The following is an 18,737-nucleotide window of genomic DNA, read 5'->3' as shown; positions in this document are numbered from 1 at the left end:
GTTCCCACCGTCGTGGTTCCTCGATTGATGATTGCGGTCGTGGGCTCATGGTCGCAAACAGCCACGGGCCCGCAAACAGCCACGAGCCGGGAAGGACCGAAGGCCCTCCCCGGCCCGTGCCGGTGTTGCGTATGTCAGCGAACCTGGTCCACGTCGACAAGGTCGACGCGGATGCCACGGCCGCCGATGGCGCCCACGACGGTGCGCAGGGCGCGTGCGGTGCGGCCGTTACGGCCGATCACCTTACCGAGATCGTCGGGGTGTACCCGGACCTCGAGCACGCGACCACGGCGCAGATTGCGCGAGGCCACTTGCACATCGTCCGGGTTGTCGACGATGCCCTTCACGAGGTGCTCGAGAGCCTCCTCGAGCATGCTCAGGCCTCGGTCGACTCGGTGGACGCAGCCTCGGCCGCGTCTGCCTTCTTGTCAGCCTTCTTCGCCTTCGGGGTGATCGCCTCACCCTTCGGCTCGTCGCCCTCGAGGGCCTTGCTGAAGGCCTCGAACGCGGCGCGCTTGTCCTTCGGCTCCGCGACCAGCAGCGGCGCCGGGGCCGGCAGGCCCTTGTGCTTCTGCCAGTCACCGGTGAGCTTCAGGATCGCGAGGACCGGCTCGGTCGGCTGGGCGCCGACGGACAGCCAGTACTGCGCACGCTCCGAGTTGACCTCGATGCGCGAGGGGTTCTGCACCGGGTGGTACAGACCGATCTCCTCGATGGCCCGGCCGTCACGGCGGGTACGGGAGTCGGCGACGACGATGCGGTAGTGAGGCGAACGGATCTTGCCCAGACGCTTCAGCTTGATCTTGACTGCCACTGGAGTGGTGTCTCCTGGTCTTGACGTGGTTGGGCACAACGAGATGCCACGTGGGGTTGCGGTACTCGGGTGCCCGATGGACGCGTCAGCCGGAGGCGAGAGGGTTCCTGTGCGGCTGTCGAGTACAGCTAGCCATTGTGCCACACACCTGCGGTGCGCTCTCGCCCCGCCTGCGTCGCACTGCCCCCGTCGGCGGCGCGATCCCGGCGGGCGGACGCGGTCAGCTCGCCGCGCCCACTACCTCCGGGATACGGAAGGGCTTGCCGCAGCCACCGCAGACGATCGGCGCCTGGGCGAGGACCGAGGGTACGACCCGGACATTGCGGCCGCAGTCGCAGACAGCTTTGACGCGCACCCCGCCGCCGGAGGAGCCGTGGCGGGCAGCGGGCCCGCGGAAGCTGCGCTTGGTGTCGGCGGCCGTGGCCACCGTGTGCGCCTTGAGGGCGCGCTGAAGTCTCTCGATGGTGGGGCGGTACCGCCGCTTCGCCTCGGGATTGAGCGCGACCAGCGAGAAGCCACTGCTGGGATGCGGCTCATCAACATGGTCCAGGCCCATCTCCTCGGCGATCGCCAGGAATCGGCGGTTGTGGTAGCGGCCGGCGCGTGAGGTGTCGCGGACACCTCTGGCGGCGGCGATGCCGTGGACTGCCTCGTGAAGCAGTCGCTCGAAGGAGAGCTCGGCGCCGCAGGCGGACGAGGACTCTCCGATCAGGGACTCGGGCGCGGCAAGATCCGGCAGCTCGGGGTGGTGCCGCTGAATATCGGCCCACGCCTGTGCCAGCTCTGCGGCGAGAACAGGTGGTGTCGTGCTCACGTCGTGATAACGAGCCGGAACGCTCACGGGTTCCATTCCGGGGCATCCCAAATAATTTGCACGTACCCGTCAGTTGCCATCGATGCGCCCTGACGAGGGCGGGTGCGCTGATCTGCGGAGAAGCTTCGCAGCTCGCATCAAGGTGGTACGTAGCGGCGCGTACGCCCCAGCGCGTAGACGAAGTCCGTGCGCCGGGGCGTCAGTTGCTCCGCGGGGCGCGTGCGCGTCAGTAGGCGCGGGCCACGATCGCGACAGTACCCGGGGCGTCGTCGGCGTCGGGAACCGACCCGTCCTCGGCGACCAGACACCGTACGGACACGGCCTGCTCGGCGAGCTTGGCCTCGCCCTCGTGGCCCAGCGTCGACCACGGGATACGGGCCCAGCCGCCGGCGACCGCGGCCTCGGCGGCCTCCTCGATCGTTGTCACATCAGTCGTACGAGACTCGCGACGGTCACGCGATTCCTTCAGCAACTGCGCCTGGTCCTCCTCGAGAACCCTCGGCAGCAACTCAGCCAGTGCCTCGATCCGTACCGGCTCCTTGCCGCCCGGAATGCGACGGGCCAGCATCGCGGTGCCCGCCTCCAGATCGCGCGGGCCGATCTCGACCCGTACCGGAACGCCCTTGAGCTCCCAGTCGACCGCGCGGCGGCCGAAGGGCGTGTCGGTACGGTCGTCGACCTGGACGCGCAGGCCCGCGGCCTTCAGCCGGTCGCCGATCTCGCGGACCTTGGCGACCGCTTCGTCGCCCTTGATGGCCATGACGACGACCTGGACGGCCGCCAGACGCGGCGGGACGCGCAGTCCGTTGTCGTCGCCGTGCGACATGATCAGGCCGCCGACCATCCGGGTGGAAGTGCCCCAGGAGGTCTGCCAGGCCAGCTCCTGCTTGCCGTCCTTCGACAGATACGTGGTGTTGAACGCCTTGGAGAAGTTGGTGCCGAGCTCGTGGCTCGTACCCATCTGCAGGGCCTTGCCGTCGCCCATCATGCCTTCGAGCGTGAGGGTGTTGATGGCTCCGGCGAAGCGCTCCTTGGGCGTCTTGCGGCCGAGCACCACATCGATCCCGAGGACGTTGATCATGAAGTCCGCGTACACATCCTGGTGGATGTATGCGGCGTAGTCACGGGCATCCTCGTAGGTGGCGTGGGCGGTGTGGCCCTCCTGCCAGAGGAACTCCGTCGTACGGAGGAAGACGCGCGGACGCATCTCCCAACGGACCACATTGGCCCACTGGTTGATCAGCAGCGGCAGATCGCGGTAGCTCTGGATCCACTTCGAGAAGTACTCGTTGATGATCGTCTCGGAGGTGGGGCGCACGACGACGGGCTCGTCGAGCTCCTTTCCGCCACCGTGCGTGACGACCGCGAGCTCGGGCGCGAAGCCCTCGACATGCTCAGCTTCCCTTGTCAGGTAAGACTGAGGGATGAAGAGCGGGAAGTAGGCGTTCTGGGCACCCGCGTCCTTGATGCGGGCGTCCATCTCCTGCTGCATCCGCTCCCACAGGCCGTATCCGTACGGTCGGATGACCATGGTGCCGCGCACCGGGCCGTTGTCCGCCAGTTCGGCCTTGTTGATCAGGTCCTGGTACCAGCGTGGGAAATCTTCCGCCTGGGGCGTGAGAACGGGTGCCTTTGCCATGGCGCGCATCGTACGGCGACACGGGTGCGAGACGTGAATCGGCCAGCTACCCGGGGGCGCACGCGCGGGGCACACAAGCATTGCCATACGCCCCCTGGACTTGGGGACGCATGCGCAGTTCTCTGGCATACGGGGGAGCGCAGGCGTACGCACACGGGGGGCTGTCCTTCAGGGCTCGGCTGACCTCTTGGCGGATTGGGGCGCTTCGATGACACCAACGCTCGTCCAGCACCGACCCCACGCGGCATCGGCGGCTCCGTCTCCGGCGGAGGCGTGTGCGCGTGCTCGGGACTGGGCCGAGATCCAGGAACGGATGCTCGTGCCGCTCTACGAGGCGGTGTACGAGCGCCTGGAGGTCGGCTCCTGGACGCGGCTGCTCGGCCTCGGCTGCGGCTCCGGCCTCGCCCTGCTGATCGCCGCGTCGCGCGGTGCGGGCGTGACCGGGGTCGACGCGGACCGCGAGCGGCTCGCGCTGGCACGGGAGCGAATGGCTCCGGAGGCTCAGGGTGGGCGGGAGGCCCGGGACGGTGACGGCCGGACGCGGGATGCCGAGCTGCTGGACAACCTCGCGTCGGCAGCGGCCGACGTGCGTCGGCCGCTGTACAACATGATCACTGCGTTTCAGCCGATCGGCTGTGCGGCGGGCGACTCCGAGGGGCTCGGGCCGGCGCTGGAGGCGGCGGTCGAGCGGTCGGAGCACGGCGCTGCGGTCGTACTCACCGGCTGGGGCCCGCCGGAGCGCTGCGCCACGTCGGGAGTGCTCCGGGTGGCCGGCCGGCTGACCGACCGCATGCGGTCGGCGGGCGGCTGGCGTCCGGCACTGCGGGACGACCTGGAGGACGTCGCGTCGCAGGCGGGCCTGAAGCCGGACGGCTCGGGGCGGGTGGCCTGCCCGTTCGGCTATGCGGACATGGAGAGCGCGGTGCGGGGGCTGCTGTCGACGGGGCTGTATGCGGCGGCGGTGCGGGCGACGGACCAGGCACAGGTGGACAAGGAGATCACGGAGGCGCTGCATCCGTACCGGAGGCGGGACGGGACGGTCTGGATGCCGAATGTGTTCCGGTATCTGATCGCGCGTACGCCTTGAGGTGGAGGCGGGGTGAGGGTGCGCCTTGAGGTGGAGGCGGGGTGCGGGTGCGCCCTGAGGTGGAGGCGGGGTGCGGGTGCGGGGCCGCTGCGCGGGGCCTTTCCCCTACCCGCCCCTTCCCGCAACCGGGGCAAGCCCCGGACCCCGGAGGCGGCAGCTTCGCGCCGCCGCCCGCTGCGCAGCGGCAGCCGGACCCGTAGGGCGGGCACCCTGCCGGAGTCGCTACCCGCAGGCATTCACCCGGCCGCGGCCCGCCGCTGCGTCGCCGCAACCGGACCCGAGCCCCGCACCCCGAGCCGCTACCCGCAGGCACTCGCCGGCAAAAGCCCACCGCCACCACCACCGGACCCAACCCAGGGCACGGCACCCACCCCCAGCCGCTGCCCGCAGGCACCGCGGGCGAGGCCACCACCCCTCGCCCGTGCCCCCACCTCAGCCGCTGCCCCCGCGACTCGCCCGGCAAAAGCCCACCGCCACCACCACCGGACCCAACCCGGAGCCGTCGCCCGTGGGCGCTCACCCACATCGCGTCGACCGACCCGGAGCGCGCGCGTTACGTCTCCTTGTCGACACGCGGGATGCCCGCCGCAGGAGACCGACCCGGAGCGCGCCGGAAGCGTTACATCTCCTTGTCGACGCGCGGGATGCCCGCCGCGCGGTACGCCGCGTCCTCGTCCAGGGTTTCGCTCTCCAGCAGTGCCCCTGCCAGCGCGTCCAGTTTGCCGCGGTGTTCGCGGAGTTGGCGGCACGCGCTCTCGTAGCACTCGTCGACGATGCGGCGCATCTCGTGGTCCACCGTGTCCAGCGTGGCGGGTGCCGCGCTCAGTCCGTACGGCTGCTGGACGTCGGCCGGGATCGCGGTCAGTCTGCCCACCCGCTCGCTCATGCCCCAGCGGCCGACCATGCCCCGGGCCAACTGGGTGACCTGCTCCAGGTCGCTCTCCGAGCCCGTCGTGATCACATCGAAGACCACATGCTCGGCCGCCATGCCGCCCAGCGCACCCACGATGCGGCCGCGCAGATGCTCCTCGGTGTACGCGTACCTGTCCGCGTCGGGGGTGGAGAGCGTGACGCCCAGCGCCCGGCCGCGCGGCACGACGGTGACCTTGCGGACCGGGTCCGCGCCCGGCTGGAGCATGCCGAGGAGCGCGTGGCCGCTCTCGTGGTAGGCGGTGCGCCGGCGGTCCTCCTCCGGCATGACCAGCGGGCGCTCCGCGTCGAGCTGGACCTTCTCCAGGGCGGCCCAGAGATCGGCCCAGGTGACCTCCGGCTGCTTGCGCTTGACCGCGAGAAGTGCCGCTTCGTTGACCAGATCGGCCAGATCCACGCCCGTCATCCCCGGTGTCACACCCGCGATCTCGCCCAGGTCGACGTCCTTGGCCAGTGGCATCCGCCGGGTGTGGATCTTGAGGATGGCCTCGCGGCCGGCGCGGTCGGGCGGCGAGACCTGGACGATCCGGTCGAAGCGGCCGGGCCGGGTCAGGGCGGGGTCGAGGATATCGGCCCGGTTGGTCGCGGCCAGGACGACCACGTCCTCGGAGCCGGTGCAGCCGTCCATCTCGGTGAGGATCTGGTTGAGCGTCTGCTCGCGCTCGTCGTGCCCGCCCAGACCCGCGCCGGCGCCGCGCACGCGCCCGATCGTGTCGATCTCGTCGATGAAGATGATCGCGGGCGCCACCTTGCGCGCCTCGGCGAAGAGTTCGCGCACCCGGCTCGCGCCGACTCCGACGATCATCTCGATGAACTCCGACGCCGACGCCGAAAAGAACGGCACCCCGGCCTCGCCCGCCACCGCCCGCGCGAGCAGCGTCTTACCGGTCCCGGGCGGCCCTGCCAGCAGCACCCCGCCCGGCATCCTCGCGCCCATCCGCCGGTACGCCTCCGGGTTCTTGAGGAAGTCGACGACGTCATTGAGCGCGCCCTTCACCTCGTCGATCCCCGCGACATCCTCGAAAGTCGTGCGCTTGCCCGGCTCGGCCTCGACCGGCTTGGGCGGGCCCCTGCGTCCGAACACGCCGCCGCCCATCACCGCGCCCATCCGACGGGCGGCGAACACCCACAGCAGGATCAGCAGCGCCATCGGCACGAGCGAGAGCAGCAGATTGGCCAGGAAGCTGCGCTGCACGAGGACCGGCTCCGCCGTCACGGTGACCTTGTGCTTGCTCAGCTGTTCCCAGAGCTTGTCGTCGGCGAAGGCCGGCCGTTGGGTTCCGAACTTCGTGTACTCACCCTTGCCGTCGGGAAGCGGCGACTCCTTCTTGAGCTGCCCCTGGATCGAGTCGCCCTTGGCGTAGATCTTCGAGACGTTCCCGGCCGCGACCTGCTTGCTGAACTCCGTGTACGGGACGGTCGGCTCGCCGCCGTTGCCGAAGAAGGACAGCAGCAGGTTGGCGATCACATAGACGGCGAGCGCGGTGAGGATCAGTGCGCCCCAGCCGCCGGGCATCTTCTTCCTGGGCGGAGAGGGCGGCGGCGCGCCCTCGGAGCGCCACGGCTTGTCCGGGGTCTGACGCGGCGGCACGGGGTTGCTCATATCCGGACGTTAAGTCAGAAAAGCGGTGTGGGCACCCGCTCAGGCGGGTGCCCACACCGACGTACAACCAGACGAAATCTCAGCCCATGAACTTCTTGAACTCGTCGGGCAGCTCGAAGTCCCTGCCCTGCTCACCGGCCGGAAGCCCGAACGCCCCACCTTGCGCCGCCTGCTCGCGGCGCGCCGCTGCCGCCTGCTCCTCGGCCTTGCGCTTCATGGGGTTACCGCTCTTGCGCTTGCCCTTGGCCTGCTTGATCTGCTTCTTCTGACGGCCGGGACCGCCACCCATGCCCGGCATCCCGGGCATACCCGGCATCCCGCCGCCCTGGGCCATCTTCGACATCATCTTGCGGGCCTCGAAGAAGCGCTCCACCAGGCCCTTCACGGCGCTGACCTCGACACCGGAACCCTTGGCGACACGGGCCCGGCGTGAACCGTTGATGATCGTCGGGTCATGGCGCTCGGCCGGGGTCATCGACTTGATGATCGCGGAGATACGGTCCACGTCCCGGTCGTCGATGTTGTTGATCTGGTCCTTGATCTGCCCCATGCCGGGCAGCATCCCGAGCAGCTTGGAGATGGAGCCCATCTTCCTGACCTGCTCCATCTGCGCCAGGAAGTCGTCGAGCGTGAAGTCCTTGCCCTTGCTGCTCGCCAGCTTGGAGGCCATTTTGGCGGCCTCTTCCTGGCTGAAGGTCTGCTCGGCCTTCTCGATCAGGCTGAGCATGTCGCCCATGCCGAGGATGCGGGACGCCATGCGGTCCGGGTGGAACGCGTCGAAGTCGTCCAGCTTCTCGCCGTTGGAGGCGAACATGACCTGGCGGCCGGTGACATGCGCGATGGAGAGCGCGGCACCACCGCGGGCGTCACCGTCGAGCTTGGAGAGCACCACGCCGTCGAAGCCGACGCCGTCGCGGAAGGCCTCCGCGGTGTTGACCGCGTCCTGACCGATCATCGCGTCGACGACGAAGAGGACCTCGTCGGGGCTGACGGCGTCGCGGATGTCCGCGGCCTGCTGCATCAGCTCCTGGTCGATACCGAGGCGGCCCGCGGTGTCGACGATGACCACGTCGTACTGCTTGGCCTTGGCGTGCTCGATGGAGTCCTTGGCGACCTTGACCGGGTCGCCGACGCCGTTGCCCGGCTCCGGCGCGTACACCGAAACGCCCGCGCGCTCGGCGACGACGGCCAGCTGGTTGACGGCATTGGGACGCTGCAGGTCACAGGCGACGAGCAGCGGCGAGTGCCCCTGGCCCTTGAGCCAGAGACCCAGCTTTCCGGCCAGCGTCGTCTTACCTGCACCCTGCAGACCCGCGAGCATGATCACGGTCGGCGGCTGCTTGGCGAAACGGAGGCGGCGGGTCTCGCCACCGAGGATGCCGATGAGCTCCTCGTTGACGATCTTGATGACCTGCTGCGCCGGGTTCAGCGCCTGCGAGACCTCGGAGCCGGCGGCACGCTCCTTGACCTGCTTGATGAAGGCCCGGACGACGGGCAGCGCCACGTCCGCTTCGAGCAGCGCGATACGGATCTCGCGCGCCGTGGCGTCGATGTCCGCCTCGGACAGGCGGCCCTTGCCCCGGAGATTCTTGAATGTCGCGGCAAGGCGGTCGGAGAGGGTGTCGAACACGGTGGTCGCGGATCCTCGGGTCGGGAGCGGGCGGACAGTGTCCCCCAGGGTATCCGGCCGCGCGCGGTGGGGTATGCCCCGTGGCCGGTCTCACCTCAGGCGCGCAGCATCGCCTCGAGCGTACGGGCGGTCTCGGAGGCCTGTTCCGGGGGCAGCGGCGCGCCTTCCAGGCCCGTGACATAGAAGGCGTCGACGGCGTTCGCGCCCAGTGTGGAGACATGGGCGCTGCGGACCCGTACCGCCGACTCGTCCAGCGCGCGGCCGATCCGGTGCAGCAGTCCGGGCGCGTCCTGGGCGCGGACCTCGATCACCGTCGCGAGCCGGGAGCCCGCGGCGGCGACGGTCACCCGCGGCGGCGGGGCCTTGACCCCGCGCCGGCGCGGGTACGCGGCCTCGCGTTCGGCGAGCCTGGCCGGAATGTCGAGTGTTCCGTCCAGCGCCCGTACGAGATCGGCGCGGAGCCGGGCGGCCTGTGGCAGCGATCCGTACTCGGCCGCCACCCGCCAGCTCAGCAGCAGTACGCCTGCGGACTCGCCGAGCTCGGTGGGCAGGTCGATGGAGCGCAGGTCGGCGGCGCGGACGGTCAGCCGGTGCAGAGCGAGCACGCCGGCCGCGGCGGGCAGCACACCCGGCTGGTCGGGCAGGGCGATCAGCAGTTCCACGCCGACGGGTTCGGGCTGGTCCGGTTCCTGCGGCTGCTCGGGACGCTCGGTGTGGGCGTGCAACGCGAGCACCGGTTCACCGGTGCGCAGTGCCTCGATGGCGAGCCGTTCCTGCTCGGCACTGGGCGCGGCGGGCTCCGGCTCGGGCGGGGCGTCGCCGGCGAGAACCGCGGCGACCCGCCTGACCAGGTCGGCGACCAGCGAACCGCGCCAGGACGACCAGGCCGCGGGTCCGGTGGCGAGGGCGTCGGCCTCGGTGAGGGCGTGCAGCAGCTCGAGGGTGCCCGCCGAGCCGACGACGGAGGCGACCGAGGCGACGGTCGCCGGGTCGTCCAGATCGCGCCGGGTCGCCGTTTCGACGAGCAGCAGATGGTGGCGTACGAGCGTGGCGATGACGGCCACGTCGGCGCGGTCGAAGCCGATCCGGGTCGCGAGGTCCTTGGCGATGGTCTCGCCGGCCACCGAGTGGTCGCCGGGCCAGCCCTTGCCGATGTCGTGCAGCAGGGCCGCGACCAGCAGCAGGTCGGGGCGGCCGACGCGGCGGGTGAGGGACGAGGCCTTGACCGCAGCCTCGACGAGGTGGCGGTCGACGGTCCAGGTGTGCACGGGATTGCGCTGCGGCCGGCAGCGTACGCGCTCCCAGTCGGGCAGCAGCTGGGTGATCAGGCCCTCGGCCTCCAGCGCCTCCCAGACCGCGACCGTCGACTCCCCCGCGCCGAGCAGGGTGACGAGCTCCTCGCGAGCCTCGGCGGGCCACGGCACCGGCAGCGGTCGGGCAGCGGCCGCGAGCCGGCGTACGGCGTGCAGGGAGATCGGCAGCCCGGACTGGGCGGCGGCTGCAGCGGCCCGTAGCGGGAGCACCGGGTCGCGTTCCGGCCGTGCGGCGCGGGCGAGCACCACTTCGCCGTCCTGTTCGACGACGCCCTCGGCGAGCGGGCTGCGCTCGGGCTGCGGAGTGCGCCCGCCGCTCAGCATCGCCCGCAGCCGCGGCCGCAGGGACCGTGCCCTGAGCACCCGGTTCACCTCACGCCAGGTGACGTCCGTGGCGTACGAGACGGTGCGCGCCGCCTCGTAGACCTGCCGCAGCAGTGCGTCGGCGTCCAGCAGACCGAGCTCGGTGGCCACCTGGTCCTGCTCCTGGAGCGCGAGCCGGTCGGTGGCCCGGCCGGTGGTCAGATGCAGCGCGTCCCGGGCGTCCAGCAGCCGCCTGCGGGCCTCGGCCAGGCCCTCGCGCGGCGCGTCGGCGAGCCAGGAAGCGGCGACGGCGCGCAGCGCGGTGGCATCCCGCAGCCCGCCCCGCGCCTCCTTGAGGTCGGGTTCGAGGAGGAACTGCAACTCGCCCTGGCGCTCGGCCCGTTCACGGCACAGTTCGTCCAGCTCGGGCAGCCGCTTGGGCGCCTGGTTGCGCCAGTCGGCCAGTACGGCGGTGCGCAGCCCGGCCACCAGCCCCAGATCGCCCACGACCGGGCGTGCGTCCAGCAGCCCGAGCTGCACCTTGAGGTCCTCGCCCGCGGTCTTGCGGGCCTCGGCCGGGGTGCGTACGGAGTGGTCGAGGGCCAGCCCCAGATCCCACACCGGGTACCAGATCCGGTCGGCGAGAGTGGCGATCGCGCCGGCATCCGCGCCGCCGTCGTGCAGCAGGAGCAGATCGAGGTCGCTGCGCGGCGACAGCTCACCGCGCCCGTAGCCGCCGACTGCGACGAGCGCCGCGCCCCGCACCCCGGCCTCCAGACAGGCGGTGGTGAACAGCGCGGACAGCCAGTCGTCGGTCAGCTTCGCCAGGGCGGCACGGCGCGGCGGCCCGGGCCGCTCCTTCTCGCTGAGAAGGCGCAGCCGGGCCGCCGCATAGCCGCTGGGTCCCGAGTCTTCCGCTTCGGTGGTCACTTCGAGGCTCGTCACCCAGCAGCTCCAGTTCTGTCGAGCGCTTACAGTGCGTCAGGTCCGCGTTCGCCGGTCCGCACCCGTACCGCCGTGTCGACCGGGACGCTCCACACCTTGCCGTCACCGATCTTGCCCGTACGGGCCGCCTTGACGACGACATCGATGAGCTGTTCGGCGTCGCCGTCCTCGACCAGTACCTCGATACGGATCTTCGGGACCAGGTCGACGGTGTACTCCGCGCCGCGGTAGACCTCGGTGTGGCCGCGCTGGCGGCCGTATCCACTGGCCTCCGTCACCGTGAGCCCCTGGACGCCGAAGGCCTGCAGGGCCTCCTTGATCTCGTCCAGCCGGTGTGGCTTCACGACTGCGGTGATGAGCTTCATGCGTCCACCTTCTTGGTCTGAGCTGCGGCTGCCACGGAGTCGCCCGGCGCGGTTGCGGCCTTGCGGGAGCCGGCACCGCCGCCGGCACCGCTGAAGTCGTACGCGGTTTCGGCGTGCTCGTCCTGGTCGATCCCGGATACCTCGACGTCCTCGTCCACCCGCATACCGATGGTCTTGTCGAGGAGGAAGGCGAGGATCGCCGATGCCACCAGAGAGTAGGCCAGCACCGCGAATACACCGACGGCCTGCTTGCCGAGCTGGTCGAGTCCGCCGCCGTAGAAGAGGCCCTTGGCGTCGGACTGGACACCGCCGGTGGCGAAGAAGCCGACCAGCAGCGAGCCGGCGACACCGCCGACGAGGTGGACGCCGACGACATCGAGGGAGTCGTCGTAGCCGAGCTTGAACTTCAGACCGACGGCCATGGCGCAGAGCAGACCGGCGATGGCGCCGATCCCGATCGCGCCGAGCGGCGAGCAGGAGCCGCCGGACGGGGTGATGGCGACCAGACCCGCGACTGCGCCGGAGGCGGCGCCCAGCGTGGTGAAGGCGCCGTGCCGGATCTTCTCGTACGCCAGCCAGGCGAGCATCGCGGCGGCGGTGGCGACCTGGGTGTTGATGAACATCACCGCGCCGACGCCGTCGTCGTTGCCGAGCCACGAGCCGGCGTTGAAGCCGAACCAGCCGAACCACAGGAGCCCGGCACCGAGCATCACCAGCGGCAGGCTGTGCGGCCGCATCGGGTCCTTCTTGAAGCCGACGCGCTTGCCGATGACAAGGATCACACCGAGGGCCGCGGCACCCGCGTTGATGTGGACGGCCGTACCGCCGGCGAAGTCGATGACACCGAGCTCGAAGAGCCAGCCGCCGGCGCCCCACACCCAGTGCGCGACCGGGAAGTAGACAACGGTGACCCACAGCGCCACGAACAGCGCCCAGGCGGTGAACTTCACGCGGTCCGCGAGCGCACCGCTTATCAGCGCCGGCGTGATGATCGCGAACATCAGCTGGAAGACGGCGAAGACATACACCGGAATGGTGTAGCCGTCCCACAGCTGGGTGATGCCGATGCCGCTCAGTCCGACATAGTCCGAGGTCCAGCCGATGAAGCCACCCTTGTCCGTGCCGAAGGCGGCGCTGAATCCGTACAGCACCCACAGGATCGTGACGATGCCGAGGCTGATGAAGCTCATCATCAGCATGTTGAGGGTGCTCTTGACCCGGACCATGCCTCCGTAGAAGAAGGCCAGGCCCGGAGTCATGATCATCACCAGGGCGGAGCAGATGAGCATGAAGCCGGTGTTGGCGGCAGACAGCGTGGGAGTGTCTGCGGCAAGCGTCGAGATGCCTGGAGGCATCGGCGTCTCCTCGATGTTGTGCGGCCGCGTGCGGGCGAAGCCTGTGCGGATACGGGCGGGCCGGTTATGCGCCATGAGGTTGGCGCAGCGCGGTTTCCGTCGATGCCGCTCGATGTTTCGCCGCAGTGACGAAGGGGTCCCGCGTGTTACGCCCCCATGAACAGGCGGGTCGGGTGAGGGGCCCGGGAGTATCCTCTGCGCACATCACGACCGGCCGCGACGGCCACCCGGCTGACCTGGCGCGGGGGGAGCCGAGTCGGGTTGTCCGGGGTGATCGTCGCGACCGGGGTCCGGTGGGCGCCGTCCGCTCAGACCGCTTCCGCGGTTTCGGGGAGCAGGGCTGTGAGCTCGTCGGTGAAGTGTGCGACTTCGGCTACGTCTCCGTAGTCCCGGGCCGCCGTGTCGACGGTCTTGCGCAGTCGGGTGTTGACCCGCTCGGAGCGGACCTTCTTGGCGACGGTGAGCGCCCGTCCGGCCAGGACCATGGACTGCTCAGGCTCCTTCTTCAGGAGATGCACCGTGGCCATGCCGATCAGATTGAGTGCGTACGACCGCTGGTGCTCCTCGTCCTTGCCGAAGAGGTCTACGGCGCGCTCCATCACCGGCTCGGCGAGCGAGGCGTACGTAGGGCTTCGTCCTGCCACATAGGCGAGATCACGGTACGAGTGGGCGTTCTCGCCGTTGAGCTCGGCCTCGGAGAAGAAGCGGATCCAGTCGGGCTCGGACTCGCCGTCGAGACCGGCGTCGGCGAAGGTGTCCTCGGCCATCCGGACGGCTCGCTTGCACTTGCTGGGCTGGCCCATATTGGCGTAAGCGCGGGCCTCCATCGCATACAGCATCGCCTGGGTGCGCGCGGTCGCGCAGTCGCGGCTGCCGTACTGCGCCAGATGGATGAGTTCCAGGGCGTCCTCGGGCCGTCCGAGGTGGATCATCTGGCGGCTCATCGAAGACAGGATGTACGAGCCGAGCGGCTTGTCGACCGCTTCCTTGGCGGCGTGCAGGGCCAGTACGAAGTACTTCTGCGCCGTGGGCTGCAGGCCGACGTCGTAACTCATCCAGCCGGCCAGCTCCGCGAGCTCGGCGGCGCATTTGAACAGCCGCTGGGCGGTGGACCCGGGCTGCGGCTCCTGGAGCAGATCGGTGACTTCGTGGAGCTGGCCCACGACCGCCTTGCGGCGCAGCCCGCCGCCGCACTGCGCGTCCCACTGGCGGAACATCGCGGTGGTGGACTCCAGCAGCTCGAGCTCGGGCTTGGAGAGCCGGGAGGCCCTGCGCATGGCCGCCGGCGCCGGCTGTCCCGGCTCGCCGACCGGCGACGGCACCAGCCAGCGCTGCAGCGGCTCGACGAGGGCGGGTCCCGCGGCCAGTGCGAGCGAGGTCCCGAGGAAGCCGCGCCGCGCCAGCATCAGGTCGCTGCGCGAGAACTCGCTGAGCAGTGCGACGGTCTGCGGGCCCGCCCAGGGCAGATCCACTCCGGACACCGAGGGTGACTGGTGCGCCGAGCGCAGTCCGAGGTCCTCGATGGCGACGACGCTGCCGAAACGCTCGGAGAACAGCTCGGAAAGGATGCGCGGAATCGGCTCACGCGGCTGCTCGCCGTCGAGCCAGCGGCGCACACGTGAGGTGTCCGTGCTGATGTGGTGTGCGCCCATCTGGCGTGCCCGGCGGTTCACTTGGCGCGCGAGCTCGCCCTTCGACCAACCACTGCGCACGAACCACGAACTCAACTGCTCGTTCGGGCGCTTGTCGGTATTCGTACCGTCTGCGCCGGTGCCGCCCACGGGAACGCCCCCATCCACTGAAAGCCTTGGTACTCGAACCCCTACCAGAATGCCGTGAGTTGAGACCGTCTGTACGGAGGTTGCGCCCCATCGAACAGGAAGCCGAGTTGCCTCCGGCATACCCACGATTGCGCAGAACTCCAGGATTCGTGTACTGAAAGTAGTCCTACGATCACCCCTCCAGCGAGGGAGATTCCAGAAACGCCACCATTCGCCACCCCTTCGAATGAACTCGCTTACTGTCGGGCGCGATTCACTTGACATACGACGATCAGGAGGCAGCGGAGCGTTGCACGCACAGGCGCGCGGCACGGTCCGCACCACCCCTCGCGCTACCACACGCCGCCGGAGCTTCACCGACTGCGACGCAGTGTTACGGGGAGACTTCGGGTCGTAACCACCGGCGATGACGACCCGTTGGGATGACGACCCGTTGGAGGGGGCATGGGCTTCACGATCGGCGGCAGCCGGGGGACCAGGGAGATCAGGCCCGGCTCACGGCGCCGCGGCCGTACCACGGAGTGCACAGTGGTGGCCGAGTACACGGGGCTGTGGGGTTGGGCCGTGGTCCCTGGCGCGCGAGCCGCGTCAGGCCGGTGCTCCTGCGGCGCCCCGGACTGTACGTCCCCGGGCGCCCACCCTCTCGACTTCGCCGCCGAGGTCCCCGCCGGCGCCACCCTGGACGAGGTCACCAAGGCATGGGCGGAGGTGCCGGGCGCGTCCCTGCTTCTGCCGGTCGGCCGCACCTTCGACATCCTCGACGTCGCCGCCCCGGCCGGCCGCCGCGCACTGCTGCGCCTGGAGCGGATGGGCCTCCCGCTCGGCCCGGTCTCGGCGACGCCCGACGGCCGCTGCCAGTTCTTCGTCGCCACCGGCGCGGCGGCCGAACTCCCGGAGCTGCTCTACCGGATGGGCTGGGACGACGCGGACCTGGACCTGTACTGCCTGGGCGCCGGTGACCACATCATTGCTCCGCCGTCCGACCAGGCGGGCCTGGGGCCGGTGAGCTGGCTCCGGCCCCCGTCCCTGGACACGGCAACGGCTCCGCCGGAGGCGCGGCTGCTGCTGGGGACCTTGGCGTACGTCTGCCACCGCACCTTTCCCTGACGCGCGTCTCTCTCGCGCAGCGGGACCCCGTACGCCCTGTGTCCTCAATCGCCGGCGGGGCTGAAATTCAGCCCCGCCGGCGATTGAGGCGCGGGGTCCGGGGCGGAGCCCCGGTACGAAAAGCGGGCCCACCCAGGGACAACTACTCGCCGATCAGCGCGTCGACGAACGCCTCCGGCTCGAACGGCGCCAGATCGTCCGGCCCCTCGCCCAGGCCCACCAGCTTCACCGGTACACCCAGTTCACGCTGGACCGCGATGACGATGCCGCCCTTGGCCGTACCGTCCAGCTTGGTCAGCACGATGCCGGTGATGTCCACGACCTCCGCGAACACCCGCGCCTGCACCAGGCCGTTCTGACCGGTCGTGGCGTCCAGGACCAGCAGGATCTCGTCCAGCGGGCCGTGCTTCTCGACGACACGCTTGACCTTGCCGAGCTCGTCCATCAGGCCCGTCTTGGTGTGCAGCCTGCCCGCCGTGTCGATGAGTACGACATCGGCGCCCTCGGCGATGCCCTCCTTGACCGCGTCGAACGCGATCGATGCCGGGTCACCGCCCTCGGGGCCGCGCACCGTGCGTGCGCCGACCCGTTCACCCCAGGTCTGGAGCTGGTCCGCGGCCGCGGCGCGGAACGTGTCCGCCGCGCCGAGCACCACGGAGCGGCCGTCCGCGACCAGGACCCGCGCCAGCTTGCCGGTCGTCGTCGTCTTTCCGGTGCCGTTGACGCCGACGACCATGACGACACCCGGGGTGTCCAGACCGCTCTCGGTCTTCACCGCGCGGTCGAAGTCGGTACCGAGGAGGTGCAGCAGCTCCTCGCGCAGCAGGGAGCGCAGCTCGTCGGGGGTACGCGTACCGAGCACCCGTACGCGCTCGCGCAGCCGCTCGACCAGCTCCTGGGTCGGCGCGACGCCGACATCCGCGGTGAGCAGCGTGTCCTCGATCTCCTCCCAGGTCTCCTCGTCGAGGTGCTCGCGCGACAGGAGCGTGAGCAGCCCCTTGCCGAGGGAGTTCTGGGAGCGGGCGAGGCGGGCGCGCAGCCGGACCAGCCGGCCCGCGGTCGGCTCGGGGATCTCGATCTCGGGGACGGGGGGCGCCGCGACGACCGGATCCTCGACGGCGGCCGGGGTCCCGACCGCCTCTGCGGTGTCGGGGAGGTCGACCTCCTCGATCGTGCGGCGCGGTTCCTCGACCGTCGGTGCGGCGTCCTCACCGACCTGAGGCTCGGCGGGCGGGGCAGTGATGGTCGGCGTACTCGACGGTGCCGAGGGCGGCAGCTGCTTCTTCTTGCGGCTGCTGACCACGAGCCCGCTGATCACGCCGACCGCGACCAGGGCGATGACTACAGCAAGGATGACGATTTCCATAACCCACCCAGTATCGGCCACGACCGCTCACACACAGCGGCCTCAGAGGATCACACAAGGACGACGGACTCCATTTGAACCCTTTGGGGGATACGTACGATGCTGGTGGTTCTGGCTTTACCCAGCCGCCTCGTCCCCGGAGACCCGGAAACCCCGGAGTCCGACACCCCTGTACGGGGCTTTTTCATGCCGCACGCCTCCGAATCCGAAGGCGCGATGGAGACCCGCGGCCTCGAACCCGTCCCTGACGGCGAGCGCACCGGCGACGTCCGCGAACTCTTCCCCACCTGGGTCGCCGCCAACATCAGTGTGCTGTTGCTCACGATGGGCGCGGGGATGATCGTCTTCAACGGCCTGAACTTCTGGCAGGTGCTGGTCGTCGCCACCGCGGCGCCGGTCCTCTCGTACGGGATCGTTGGCCTGATCTCCATCGCCGGCAAGCGCGGCGGCTCCCCCGGTATGGCTCTGTCCCGGGCGGTCTTCGGCCAGCGCGGAAACCTCTTCCCCGGCTCGCTCATCTGGGTCGCCCGCTGGGGCTGGGAGACGATCAACGCGGTCACCGGCGCCTACGCCGTACTGACCGTGCTGGATCTGCTCTTCGGCATCAAGGGCAACACCGCGCTGGTCGTCGTCACGCTGCTGCTCTTTGTCGCCTGCACCTTCCTGGTCTCCGGCCTCGGCATCAACGCCCTGCGCGCCTGCTGCAGATGGTCGACGTATCTCTTCGGCGCGTTCAGCGTCCTGGTGCTGGCCCACCTGATCGCCCACACCGAATGGTCCGCGGTCTTCGACGAGCCGGCCGGGTCGACGGCGATGATGGTCGCGGGCATCGGCACCGTCGCGGCGGGCGGTATCAGCTGGGTCCCCTCGGGCCCCGACTTCACCCGCTACCTCCCCCGCACTGCCTCCAGCCCGGCGATGGTCGGCTCTACGGTCGGCGGTGCCGGGATCGTCGTACTCCCGATGGTGCTGATGGGCGCCGTGATGGCGGTCTCCACACCGGACCTGGCCGGCGCGAGCGACCCGGTCGCGTTCATCGGCGAGATTCTGCCGCTGTGGATCGCCGTTCCGTATCTGACGATCGCGCTGATCGGCATGCTGCTGATCAACTCCATGTCGATGTACTCGGCCGGCTTCACCGCGCAGACCCTGGGCATCAGGGTCCCGCGCGCCTGGGCGGTCAGCATCAACGCCGTCATCAGCCTGGTCTTCGGCTTTCTGCTGATGGTCGTGGCGACCAGCTTCATCGGCTCGTTCGTCGCCTTCCTGACGCTGCTGGCGGTGGCGTTCTCGGCGTGGATCGGCGTCTTCGGCGTGGACATGCTGCGTCGGCGTACGTACGACGGCGAGGCACTGATGGACACCACGCGCACCAGCGCCTACTGGTACCGGGGCGGCTTCGCCTGGCAGGCGATGGTCTCGTGGGGCGTCGCGCTGCTGACCGGCCTGCTCTTCACCGAGATCGACTGGTTCGCCGGTCCGCTCGCTGCGTCGTGGGTCGGGAAGAACGGGCTGGGCTGGGCGGCCACGATCGTCGTCGCGGCGGTGCTGTACGCGGCGCTGCCTCGGACGCAGGAGCAGGTTCCGGCCGCACCGGTCGCAGAACCGGAGCCCGCACCCCTGTCCATCTGACGCTTCGTCAGCTACCGTCTCCCTCCGCTGTCCGTTCAGCCCCGCCGACCTGT

At 70.1% G+C, this 18,737-nt stretch carries 14 protein-coding genes; 3 read left to right on the top strand and 11 right to left on the bottom strand.

What is annotated here, in order from left to right; all coding sequences use genetic code 11:
* Positions 1 to 134 precede the first annotated feature (134 nt).
* The 4 genes from ACFYXH_RS20210 to proS form a co-directional block, all read right to left on the bottom strand.
* Entirely contained in the window at positions 135 to 374 is a 240-nt protein-coding gene (locus ACFYXH_RS20210; RefSeq protein ID WP_005311361.1) for an RNA-binding protein, read from the bottom strand.
* Between the two features lie 2 nt (positions 375 to 376).
* Complete coding sequence (gene rpsP / locus ACFYXH_RS20205) at positions 377 to 814, bottom strand: 30S ribosomal protein S16 (protein WP_327326343.1); 438 nt, start codon at positions 812 to 814, stop codon at positions 377 to 379.
* Between the two features lie 220 nt (positions 815 to 1,034).
* The gene (locus tag ACFYXH_RS20200) at positions 1,035 to 1,628 is read right to left on the bottom strand and encodes a hypothetical protein (RefSeq protein ID WP_327326342.1); all 594 of its coding nucleotides are present in this window, start codon (positions 1,626 to 1,628) and stop codon (positions 1,035 to 1,037) included.
* A 226-nt stretch (positions 1,629 to 1,854) separates the two neighbouring features.
* Entirely contained in the window at positions 1,855 to 3,267 is a 1,413-nt protein-coding gene (gene proS / locus ACFYXH_RS20195; RefSeq protein ID WP_389564515.1) for a proline--tRNA ligase, read from the bottom strand.
* Between the two features lie 208 nt (positions 3,268 to 3,475).
* On the opposite strand from proS, the gene ACFYXH_RS20190 reads away from it, so the two are divergent.
* Positions 3,476 to 4,354: a methyltransferase domain-containing protein gene (locus ACFYXH_RS20190; protein ID WP_389564512.1), complete on the top strand. Its 879-nt coding sequence runs from the start codon at positions 3,476 to 3,478 to the stop codon at positions 4,352 to 4,354.
* Between the two features lie 619 nt (positions 4,355 to 4,973).
* Here ACFYXH_RS20190 and ftsH read toward each other — a convergent pair.
* From ftsH to ACFYXH_RS20160, 6 genes are all read right to left on the bottom strand, one after another.
* Positions 4,974 to 6,887, bottom strand: coding sequence for an ATP-dependent zinc metalloprotease FtsH (gene ftsH, locus ACFYXH_RS20185; protein ID WP_389564509.1), 1,914 nt, complete (start codon positions 6,885 to 6,887; stop codon positions 4,974 to 4,976).
* A 79-nt stretch (positions 6,888 to 6,966) separates the two neighbouring features.
* Positions 6,967 to 8,517, bottom strand: a complete 1,551-nt coding sequence (ffh, locus tag ACFYXH_RS20180) for a signal recognition particle protein (protein ID WP_389564507.1) — start codon at positions 8,515 to 8,517, stop codon at positions 6,967 to 6,969.
* Between the two features lie 95 nt (positions 8,518 to 8,612).
* Complete coding sequence (locus ACFYXH_RS20175) at positions 8,613 to 11,078, bottom strand: [protein-PII] uridylyltransferase (protein ID WP_389564504.1); 2,466 nt, start codon at positions 11,076 to 11,078, stop codon at positions 8,613 to 8,615.
* Between the two features lie 26 nt (positions 11,079 to 11,104).
* Positions 11,105 to 11,443 carry a P-II family nitrogen regulator gene (locus tag ACFYXH_RS20170; RefSeq protein ID WP_030351756.1) on the bottom strand — a complete coding sequence of 113 codons (339 nt, stop codon included), beginning with the start codon at positions 11,441 to 11,443 and terminating at the stop codon, positions 11,105 to 11,107.
* Entirely contained in the window at positions 11,440 to 12,798 is a 1,359-nt protein-coding gene (locus tag ACFYXH_RS20165; RefSeq protein ID WP_389564500.1) for an ammonium transporter, read from the bottom strand. The genes ACFYXH_RS20170 and ACFYXH_RS20165 overlap by 4 nt, the downstream gene beginning before the upstream one ends.
* Before the next feature lie 308 nt (positions 12,799 to 13,106).
* On the bottom strand, positions 13,107 to 14,579 hold the full coding sequence (locus tag ACFYXH_RS20160) for a hypothetical protein (protein WP_389564498.1): 1,473 nt from the start codon (positions 14,577 to 14,579) through the stop codon (positions 13,107 to 13,109).
* A 444-nt stretch (positions 14,580 to 15,023) separates the two neighbouring features.
* On the opposite strand from ACFYXH_RS20160, the gene ACFYXH_RS20155 reads away from it, so the two are divergent.
* Entirely contained in the window at positions 15,024 to 15,686 is a 663-nt protein-coding gene (locus ACFYXH_RS20155) for a bifunctional DNA primase/polymerase (protein ID WP_389564495.1), read from the top strand.
* A 142-nt stretch (positions 15,687 to 15,828) separates the two neighbouring features.
* On the opposite strand, the gene ftsY is transcribed toward ACFYXH_RS20155, so the two are convergent.
* The gene (ftsY, locus tag ACFYXH_RS20150) at positions 15,829 to 17,052 is read right to left on the bottom strand and encodes a signal recognition particle-docking protein FtsY (RefSeq protein WP_389564492.1); all 1,224 of its coding nucleotides are present in this window, start codon (positions 17,050 to 17,052) and stop codon (positions 15,829 to 15,831) included.
* 186 nt (positions 17,053 to 17,238) lie between these two features.
* On the opposite strand from ftsY, the gene ACFYXH_RS20145 reads away from it, so the two are divergent.
* The gene (locus ACFYXH_RS20145) at positions 17,239 to 18,684 is read left to right on the top strand and encodes a cytosine permease (protein WP_389564489.1); all 1,446 of its coding nucleotides are present in this window, start codon (positions 17,239 to 17,241) and stop codon (positions 18,682 to 18,684) included.
* The last annotated feature ends 53 nt before the right edge of the window (positions 18,685 to 18,737 follow it).

The organism is Streptomyces sp. NPDC002730 (assembly GCF_042888805.1).
GTDB lineage: Bacteria > Actinomycetota > Actinomycetes > Streptomycetales > Streptomycetaceae > Streptomyces.
The sequence above is the reverse complement of the archived record's forward strand: the minus strand, read 5'-3'. Positions and strand labels throughout refer to the sequence as shown.

Coding starts and splice junctions, on each gene's coding strand:
- ACFYXH_RS20210 (WP_005311361.1), bottom strand. CDS start 374: ATGCTCGAGGAGGCTCTCGAGCACCTCGTGAAGGGCATCGTCGACAAC.
- proS (WP_389564515.1), bottom strand. CDS start 3,267: ATGGCAAAGGCACCCGTTCTCACGCCCCAGGCGGAAGATTTCCCACGC.
- ACFYXH_RS20190 (WP_389564512.1), top strand. CDS start 3,476: ATGACACCAACGCTCGTCCAGCACCGACCCCACGCGGCATCGGCGGCT.
- ftsH (WP_389564509.1), bottom strand. CDS start 6,887: ATGAGCAACCCCGTGCCGCCGCGTCAGACCCCGGACAAGCCGTGGCGC.
- ACFYXH_RS20170 (WP_030351756.1), bottom strand. CDS start 11,443: ATGAAGCTCATCACCGCAGTCGTGAAGCCACACCGGCTGGACGAGATC.
- ACFYXH_RS20165 (WP_389564500.1), bottom strand. CDS start 12,798: ATGCCTCCAGGCATCTCGACGCTTGCCGCAGACACTCCCACGCTGTCT.
- ACFYXH_RS20155 (WP_389564495.1), top strand. CDS start 15,024: ATGGGCTTCACGATCGGCGGCAGCCGGGGGACCAGGGAGATCAGGCCC.
- ftsY (WP_389564492.1), bottom strand. CDS start 17,052: ATGGAAATCGTCATCCTTGCTGTAGTCATCGCCCTGGTCGCGGTCGGC.
- ACFYXH_RS20145 (WP_389564489.1), top strand. CDS start 17,239: ATGCCGCACGCCTCCGAATCCGAAGGCGCGATGGAGACCCGCGGCCTC.